This window comes from Pseudomonas sp. NPDC088444, assembly GCF_044900175.1.
Classification (GTDB): Bacteria; Pseudomonadota; Gammaproteobacteria; order Pseudomonadales; family Pseudomonadaceae; genus Aquipseudomonas.
The window spans coordinates 32,034-40,838 of record NZ_JBJDNK010000023.1 but is presented as its reverse complement, the minus strand read 5'-3'; the positions used below and the strand labels follow the sequence as shown (position 1 = coordinate 40,838).

Annotated in this window: 7 protein-coding genes; 5 read left to right on the top strand and 2 right to left on the bottom strand. The window is 58.0% G+C overall.

Annotated features, from left to right (window positions below):
* Both sucD and brnQ read left to right on the top strand, forming a co-directional pair.
* On the top strand, positions 1 to 777 hold a 777-nt coding region (sucD, locus tag ACI2KB_RS28560; protein ID WP_404640375.1), incomplete at its 5' end, for a succinate--CoA ligase subunit alpha.
* A 416-nt stretch (positions 778 to 1,193) separates the two neighbouring features.
* A complete protein-coding gene (gene brnQ, locus ACI2KB_RS28555; RefSeq protein ID WP_404640373.1) occupies positions 1,194 to 2,507 on the top strand; it encodes a branched-chain amino acid transport system II carrier protein in 1,314 nt (437 codons plus the stop codon).
* A 96-nt stretch (positions 2,508 to 2,603) separates the two neighbouring features.
* Here the strand turns inward: brnQ and ACI2KB_RS28550 are convergent, their stop codons facing one another.
* Positions 2,604 to 2,858, bottom strand: a complete 255-nt coding sequence (locus tag ACI2KB_RS28550; RefSeq protein WP_404640371.1) for a hypothetical protein — start codon at positions 2,856 to 2,858, stop codon at positions 2,604 to 2,606.
* A 333-nt stretch (positions 2,859 to 3,191) separates the two neighbouring features.
* Here ACI2KB_RS28550 and htpG point away from each other — a divergent pair, with 333 nt between their 5' ends.
* Both htpG and ACI2KB_RS28540 read left to right on the top strand, forming a co-directional pair.
* Positions 3,192 to 5,096, top strand: a complete 1,905-nt coding sequence (gene htpG, locus ACI2KB_RS28545) for a molecular chaperone HtpG (protein ID WP_404640369.1) — start codon at positions 3,192 to 3,194, stop codon at positions 5,094 to 5,096.
* 78 nt (positions 5,097 to 5,174) lie between these two features.
* Entirely contained in the window at positions 5,175 to 5,900 is a 726-nt protein-coding gene (locus ACI2KB_RS28540; RefSeq protein WP_404640367.1) for a dienelactone hydrolase family protein, read from the top strand.
* A gap of 148 nt (positions 5,901 to 6,048) precedes the next feature.
* On the opposite strand, the gene ACI2KB_RS28535 is transcribed toward ACI2KB_RS28540, so the two are convergent.
* Complete coding sequence (locus tag ACI2KB_RS28535; RefSeq protein ID WP_404640365.1) at positions 6,049 to 6,912, bottom strand: pirin family protein; 864 nt, start codon at positions 6,910 to 6,912, stop codon at positions 6,049 to 6,051.
* Positions 6,913 to 7,124: 212 nt separating this feature from the next.
* On the opposite strand from ACI2KB_RS28535, the gene ACI2KB_RS28530 reads away from it, so the two are divergent.
* A complete protein-coding gene (locus ACI2KB_RS28530; protein WP_404640363.1) occupies positions 7,125 to 8,750 on the top strand; it encodes a methyl-accepting chemotaxis protein in 1,626 nt (541 codons plus the stop codon).
* Positions 8,751 to 8,805: the final 55 nt, after the last annotated feature.

Genomic DNA, 8,805 nt, shown 5'->3' with positions numbered 1-8,805 from the left:
GGCGGCGTGACTCCAGGCAAAGGAGGCACCACTCACCTGGGCCTGCCGGTGTTCAACACCGTTGCCGAAGCTGTCAAAGCCACCGGCGCTGACGCATCGGTCATCTACGTTCCGGCTCCTTTCTGCAAAGACTCGATCCTGGAAGCTGCATTCGCCGGCATCAAGCTGATCGTCTGCATCACTGAAGGCATTCCTACCCTGGACATGCTGGATGCCAAGGTCAAGTGCGACGAGCTGGGTGTTACCCTGATCGGCCCTAACTGCCCAGGTGTCATCACTCCGGGCGAGTGCAAGATCGGCATCATGCCAGGTCACATCCACTTGCCAGGTAAAGTCGGTATCGTGTCGCGTTCCGGCACCCTGACTTACGAAGCTGTGAAGCAGACCACTGACGCCGGTTTCGGTCAGTCGACCTGTGTTGGTATCGGTGGTGACCCGATTCCGGGTTCGAACTTCATCGACATCCTGAAGCTGTTCCAGAACGACCCACAGACCGAAGCGATCGTCATGATCGGTGAGATCGGGGGTTCGGCTGAAGAAGAAGCGGCTGCCTACATCAAGGCAAACGTGACCAAGCCGGTTGTTTCCTACATCGCTGGTGTGACTGCTCCTCCGGGCAAGCGCATGGGCCACGCAGGTGCAATCATCTCCGGCGGCAAAGGCACTGCAGACGAGAAATTCGCTGCGCTGCAAGACGCTGGCGTGAAAACTGTCCGTTCGCTGGCAGACATCGGCAAAGCCTTGGCTGAGCTGACCGGTTGGGAAATGAAGAAGTAAGCATCGCTTGCTGATCATTGTCTGATCGACAAAGGCCACCTTCGGGTGGCCTTTGTGTTTTCCGGAGATTTTTTATGTTTACCCAAACCCTGTAGGAGTGAGCTTGCTCGCGATGGCTGTGTGTCTGATTCATTTTCATGACTGGCACGCAGCTATCGCGAGCAAGCTCTCTCCTACAGTCCGGATATCAATCAATATGTAGGATATTTCCGAAATGCGACACGGATGTGCATGCATCGGTCGGTCTGCCCTGTAATGGCGCGTGAAATAGGGTAGGCTACCCGCCATTTTGCTCGGTCAGCCCCCAAAAGGCGCTGCTGTGCCCAACGGGCCTGTCCTAAAAGGATGGGCAGCATTTCCCTCCACCCATTGGGAAATCCTCTTCTTAATTCCGATTCTGCAGTGTGGTTTCTTTAATGAAAGTGTTGAAAGGCCAGGACATCCTGGCACTTGGCTTCATGACGTTCGCGTTGTTCGTGGGTGCTGGCAATATCATCTTCCCCCCTATCGTGGGTCTTCAGGCGGGTCCTCATGTGTGGATGGCGGCGCTGGGCTTTCTTGTCACAGCGGTAGGCCTGCCCGTGGTGACCGTCGTGGCGCTGGCCAAGGTCGGCGGTGCCATGGACGCCCTGAGCAGTCCGATCGGTAAAGTGGCAGGCACTGTGCTCGCTGCTGTTTGTTATCTCTCCGTAGGGCCGCTGTTCGCAACGCCGCGCACCGCCACCGTTTCCTTTGAAGTGGGTCTGGCGCCTCTGACTGGCGAAAGCCCGCTGGCGCTGTTTCTCTACAGTCTTGTCTATTTCCTGCTGGTGTTCTGGATTTCGCTGTATCCAGGACGCTTGCTGGACACCGTCGGACGCTTCCTGGCGCCGCTCAAGATCATCGCTCTGGCGGTGCTCGGTATCGCCGCCTTCGCGCTGCCTGCCGGTGACGTGGGTACGGCACAGCCGGCGTATGTCGCTGCACCGTTCTCTCAGGGCTTCATCAATGGCTATCTGACCATGGATACCCTGGGCGCGCTGGTGTTTGGCATCGTCATCGTCAACGCCATTCGTTCCCGTGGCGTCGAGTCGCCACGCTTGATCACTCGTTACGCCATCATCGCAGGCCTGATTGCGGGTCTGGGGCTGGCGCTGGTGTACATCAGCCTGTTCCGTCTGGGTTCGGGCAGCCATGCGGTGGCGGCTGAAGCCACCAACGGCGCAGCAGTGCTGCATGCCTATGTGCAAAATACCTTCGGTTCGCTGGGCAGCGGTTTCCTGGCCGTGTTGATTTCTCTGGCCTGTCTGGTCACGGCAGTGGGTCTGACCTGCGCCTGCGCCGAATATTTCAGCCGCTTGCTGCCGCTGTCCTACAAGACGCTGGTCATTCTGCTGGCGGCGTTCTCGCTGCTGGTGTCCAACCTCGGCCTGACCAAACTGATCCAGTTCTCGATCCCGGTGCTGACGGCGATTTACCCGCCGTGCATTGCGCTGGTCGCGCTGAGCTTCTGCAAGGAGTTCTGGCGTTCCCAAGGGCGTGTGGTGGCTCCGGTGATGCTGGTGTCATTGCTGTTCGGTACGGTCGATGCGATCAAGGGGGCCGGTTTCGGCGATTATTTGCCTTCTGCCGCTGCACACCTGCCACTCAGTGAGCAGGGCCTCGCCTGGTTGATCCCGTCGCTGATCACCCTGTTCGGGGCCTTTGTGGTCGATCGCGTGATGGGCAAGCGCAGTGAAGCGCTCGCGTAGAGGGCGCGCATGGGGTTGACCCGATTGCTGTTCAATGACGCTGCAAAAAAATAAAGCCCGCTAAATGCGGGCTTTATTTTTTTGAATCTTTGGAACTTACGGCTTAGTTGTCGCGGGTGCCTGCTCGTTCGCCTCTTTCGCGCGCTCTTGAGCCGCTTCGGCATTCTTTTGTGCAGCTTCCTGGCTTTCTTTGGCCGCTTCGTTCACTTTGTCTTGAGCCTGTTGCATCGACTCTTGAGACTGTTGGGCAGCCTTGTTGGCATCCTGTTGTTTATCCTCGGATTTTTTATCGCAGGCAGCGAGGCCCAGGGTGGCAGAGAGCATGAGGGCAATGGCTAAAGTCTTACGCATGGGGTGTTTCTCCTTATTGAACATCGACGTGCCTTCGAACACGTGCTAATTAATTTGGTTCCCTCTTTTGTGGGAATAAATAGTGCGCTGTTTCAGACGTGTTACGCCGGAGTGTGCGAATGTTCTGATTAATCGTTTTTGCCCTTGGCTCAGCGGACGCTACCTCCGTTAGACAGGCGTTAGTTGTTCATGAAGATTGTGCGAATTGAAAATCCGCACCCTTGAAATCCCCACGCCCGTCCCCACTTTGATGACAACCCGCCGTCCAGCCTTGTGCTGTCGGGCCTTTGGGCGGCAACCCTATTCGTGTGGACTGATTGGAGTTTGATGACCATGAGTGTGGAAACTCAAAAGGAAACCCTGGGCTTCCAGACCGAGGTGAAGCAACTGCTGCACCTCATGATCCATTCGCTGTATTCGAACAAGGAAATCTTCCTGCGTGAGCTGATTTCCAACGCGTCCGACGCGGTGGACAAGCTGCGCTTCGAGGCGCTGTCCAAGCCTGAACTGCTGGAAGGCGGTGCCGAGCTGAAAATCCGTGTGAGCTTCGACAAGGCCGCGAAAACCGTGACCCTGGAAGACAACGGCATCGGCATGAACCGCGACGATGTGATCACCCATCTGGGTACCATCGCCAAATCCGGCACCGCTGATTTCATGAAAAACCTGACTGGCGATCAAAAGAAAGATTCGCACCTGATCGGTCAGTTCGGGGTGGGTTTCTACTCGGCGTTCATCGTGGCGGACAAGGTTGATGTCTACAGCCGCCGTGCCGGTACTCCCGCCAGCGAAGGCGTGCACTGGTCGTCGAAAGGCGAGGGCGACTTCGAGGTCGCGACCGTCGAGAAAGCCGAACGCGGCACCCGTATCGTGTTGCACCTGAAAAACGGTGAAGACGAATTCGCTGATGGCTACCGTCTGCGTAACATCATCAAGAAATACTCCGATCACATCGCTTTGCCGATCGAACTGCCAAAAGAGCAGATCGCCGTGGAAGGTGAGCCTGCGCCAGCGGAGGAGTGGGAAACCGTCAACCGCGCCAGCGCGCTGTGGACCCGTTCTCGTACCGATGTGAAGGACGAGGAATATCAGGAGTTCTACAAGCACATCGCCCATGATTTCGAGAACCCGCTGAGCTGGAGCCACAACAAGGTCGAAGGCAAGCTGGAGTATAACTCGCTGCTCTACGTCCCGGCCCGTGCGCCGTTCGACCTGTACCAGCGCGAAGCGCCACGCGGCTTGAAGCTGTACGTGCAGCGCGTGTTCGTCATGGATCAGGCCGAGTCGTTCCTGCCGCTGTACCTGCGTTTCATCAAGGGTGTGGTGGACTCCAACGACCTGTCGCTGAACGTCTCTCGTGAAATTCTGCAGAAAGACCCGATCATCGACTCGATGAAGTCGGCGCTGACCAAGCGCGTGCTGGACATGCTGGAGAAGCTGGCGAAGAACCAGCCGGAAGAATACAAAGGCTTCTGGAAAAACTTCGGCCAGGTGATGAAAGAGGGCCCGGCTGAAGACTTCGCCAACAAGGAAAAAATCGCCAGCCTGCTGCGTTTTGCGTCCACTTCTGACGAGAGCGGCGAGCAAAGCGTGGCATTGGCCGATTACCTGGCCCGCGCCAAGGAAGGTCAGGACAAGATCTACTACCTGACCGGCGAAAGCTACGCACAGGTCAAGAACAGCCCGCATCTGGAGGTCTTCCGCAAGAAAGGCATCGAAGTGCTGCTGCTGACCGATCGCATCGACGAGTGGCTGATGAGCTACTTGAGCGACTTCGACGGCAAGGGTTTCGTCGACGTGGCTCGTGGCGATCTGGATTTGGGCAAGCTGGACTCGGAAGAGGACAAGAAGGCCCAGGAAGAAATCGCCAAGGACAAGGAGGGGTTGATCGAGCGTCTGAAAGCCGCACTGGGCGATGCAGTCAGTGAAGTGCGTGTCTCCCATCGCCTGACCGACTCACCTGCGATTCTGGCCATCGGTGAGCAGGATCTGGGTCTGCAAATGCGTCAGATTCTGGAAGCCAGCGGGCAGAAGGTTCCGGATTCCAAGCCAATCTTCGAATTCAACCCCACTCACCCGCTGATCGGCAAACTGGACAACGAGCAGAGTGAAGACCGCTTCGGCGAGTTGTCGCACATTTTGTTCGACCAAGCAGCGCTGGCTGCGGGCGACAGCTTGAAGGATCCGGCCGCTTATGTGCGCCGTTTGAACAAGTTACTGGTCGAACTCTCGGTTTAACATCGCAACACGTCAAAACCCGCTTCGGCGGGTTTTGTCATTTGAACTTCCTCATATTTTCAATCGTAGGAGTTGGCAATGAGCAACGTTACTGTGGAGTCCGTGGTGTATCAGATTGACGGCCAAAGCTATGAGAGTCGTCTGGTGTTCAGCGAAGGCGCGAAAGCGGTGCCGGGTCTGGTGATGGCGCCCAACTGGATGGGCATCAGCGAAGACGCTGAACAGATTGCCATGCAGGTGGCCGCCAAGGGTTACGTGGTATTGCTGGCTGACCTGTATGGCCAGGGCGTGCGTCCGACCAATGCCGACGAAGCGCTGGCCGCGATGATGCCGCTGAAGAATGATCGTGGTTTGCTGAACAAACGCATGCAGGCTGCGTTGGACCAACTCACCGCACAAACGTTAGCGGCGGTGGACAAAGCCTCACTGGCGGCGTTCGGTTTCTGCTTCGGCGGTTGCTGTGCGCTGGAGCTTGCGCGTACTGGCGCTCCACTGAAAGCGGCAGTGTCGTTCCATGGAACGCTGGACACTACCAACCCGGCCGATGCCAAAAACATCAAAGGCAAGGTGCTGGTCTTGCACGGCGCGTCTGACCCGCTGGTACCGAAAGAGCAGTTGCCTGCGTTTGAAGCTGAAATGAATGCGGCCAATGTGGACTGGCAACTGCTGAGCTACGGCGGGGCGTTCCACTCCTTCACTGATCCGCATGCCAACAACCCGGGCGTACAGATGTACAACCCGACAGTTTCCAAGCGTGCGTTCACCGCCATGCACAATCTGCTGGATGAAGTGTTCGCCGGCTAACGCTATTTAGCTGGCACCCCGCTAAACCCTGTGGGAGCGAATTCATTCGCGAGAGGTCAGTACATCCGACGCTGATGTGTTGGGTGTGCCACTGTTTCGCGAATGAATTCGCTCCCACAGGTTCTGTGCTCGACGCGTCGTTCGAGTGTTACTTCCTGCCCGCTGGCAACTCAATCCTCGCCACTTCCCCCGGGACCGTCGGCCAGTCCCCGGCCGCCCATTTCGCCCTTGCCTGATCGATCAGCGCTGGATCGCTGGCGACGAAATTCCAGTTCATTCTTCTCGGACCATCCAGCGGTGCGCCGCCGATCAGAACCGCGTGGGATTCGCTGTTGGCACACAGCGTCGGCTCGCTGCCAGCATCCAGCACCAGCAGACTGCGAGGCTCCACTGGCTCGCCGTCCAGTTCCATGCCGCCTTCAATCACATACAGTGCTCGCTGTTCATGTTCCGCCGGGATCAACAGCGTTGTCGCCGCTTGCATCTTGAGTTCGGCATACAGCGTCGGTGAGAGCACCGGAACCGGGGAGGTCAGGCAAAACCCGGTCCCCGCGATCATACGAATCGCGATGCCCATGGCGTCGCTCAATGGCAGGCTCGTGGCGGGGTGATGGCTGTAATGCCCGGCACCTTGCTCATGCTCCTGGGGAGAGGCCAGCCAGACCTGCAAGCCATGCAGCCGTGAGCCGCTCTCGTGCAAGTCCTCCGGGGTGCGTTCGATGTGGGCGATCGCCTTGCCTGCGGTCATCCAGCTCACTTCGCCGGGCAATACGCGCTGATCGCTGCCCAGACTGTCCTTGTGCTGAATCTCCCCTTCAAACAGATACGTCAGGGTCGACAGGCCGATGTGGGGGTGTTGGCGAATGTCCATTCCGCTGTCAGGCGCGTAAGTGGTTTCCAGCATGTGATCGAAGAACACGAAAGGTCCGACGCTGCGGCATTGAGCGGAGGGCAGGGGGCGCAGAATCGGCTGGCCTTCGACGTCTTCGGCACGGGGTTTGATCGTCAACATGTCAGGGTTCTCATGGGGCTTTGCAACAGCATACAAGGGCAAAATCTCACCGTCTGGATCGTCTGTGCTGACATATCCAATCGAATGGTGGTTATTACGAATCGCTCTCAAATAAATCACTTAATTGTCCTACAGAATCTAGCCTGTTCAGCCGATACTGGAGGCGTTGACCAGCCGCACTTTGAAGGCAGGATTTTGGGGAGGGACCCATTGTGACCGTAAGAAACATGAATATCGCGCCCCGGGCTGCGCTTGGTTTTGGGGTGCTGGCGCTGCTGGTTTTCGGTTTGGGTGCTTTTGCGCTGTTGCAGATGTCCAGCATGCGCAAGCAGTCGGATCTGGTGGAGAGCAAATGGCTCCCCAGTGTCATGGAATTGGGCGTTATGGGGCAGGACCTGATGAGGATCCGCACCCTGACGCTGCGTTTGATGGTCGGACGTGATCCTGCGGCCTTGCAGGATAACTACAACAAGATCGAGCAGCTCAAGGTGAAACTGCAAACGGCGGAACAGCGCTATGTCTCGATGATTGAAGCGTCTCGCGAGCGTGAGCTTTACGAGCGTTTCGCGACTGCCAAGCAGGCGTATTTTAAGCGTCAGACACGGGTCATGGACTTTTCGAAAGAGAACCGTCTGGATGACGCGGTGCAAATCATCAATGGTGAAATGAATCAGCACGCCGACACGATGACTCAGGCGCTCAATGAACTGACGGCGCTGAACAAGCAGGGAGCCAGTAACGCCACTGACGCAGCACAGCAGGTCTTCGGCAGTGCGCTAAGTTGGGTGGCCGCCATGATGGTGCTCACGGCGCTGATCACGCTGGTGCTGGCCTGGGGCCTGACGCGCAGTATCGTTCAGCCGCTGGCGCAGGCATTGGGCATCGCGCAGGTGATCGCGGCAGGAGATTTGACCGCTGATATCAAGGTTCAAGGACGCGACGAGCCTGCGCGGCTGCTGGACGCTTTGAAAGCCATGCAACTGAGTCTGCGTCGCACGATCCTGCGCATTTCCGATTCATCGAACCAGTTGGCGTCGGCATCGGAAGAGCTGAGCACTGTCACTGAAGACTCCACGCGTGGCCTGCATCAGCAGAGCCTGGAAATCGATCAGGCGGCGACGGCGGTCAATCAGATGACCGTGGCCGTGGAAGAAGTGGCGCGCAATGCGGTAGCGACTTCGCAAGCCTCGGATGAGTCCGAACGCATTGCTCAACGCGGGCGACATCAAGTGCAGGAGACTGTTGCTTCGATCAATCATCTGGCTCGGGACGTTACCCAGACCGGTGATCAGGTCGAGGTGTTGGCGCAGAAGGTGTATGGCATCAGCAAGGTGCTGGACGTGATTCGTTCCGTGGCCGAGCAGACCAACCTGTTGGCGCTCAACGCCGCCATTGAAGCGGCCAGGGCGGGAGAGGCCGGTCGTGGGTTTGCGGTGGTGGCGGATGAGGTCCGGGCGCTGGCCCATCGGACGCAGTCGTCGACCCAGGAGATCGAGGCGTTGGTGGGGGATATCCGTCAGGGCACCGACCAGGCGGTCGCCGCGATGCAAGGCAGTAACAACCGCGCACGCTCTACCCTGGAGCTGGCGCAGTCCGCCGGTGTGGCGCTGGACGAGATTGCGCTGGCCATTTCCCAGATCACGGAGCGCAACACCGTGATCGCCAGCGCCTCCGAGCAACAGGCGCAGGTGGCGCGGGAAGTGGACCGTAATATCACCAATATTCGTGATCTGGCGCTGCAAAGCTCGGCGGGTGCCAATCAGACGGCGGCGGCCAGCCAGGATTTGTCGCGTCTGGCGACGGACCTGAACGGGATGGTGGGGGAGTTCGCGGTCTGAGGATGACCTCGTTCTGTGGGAGCTGGCTTGCTGGCGAAGGCAGAGTGTCAGTGCC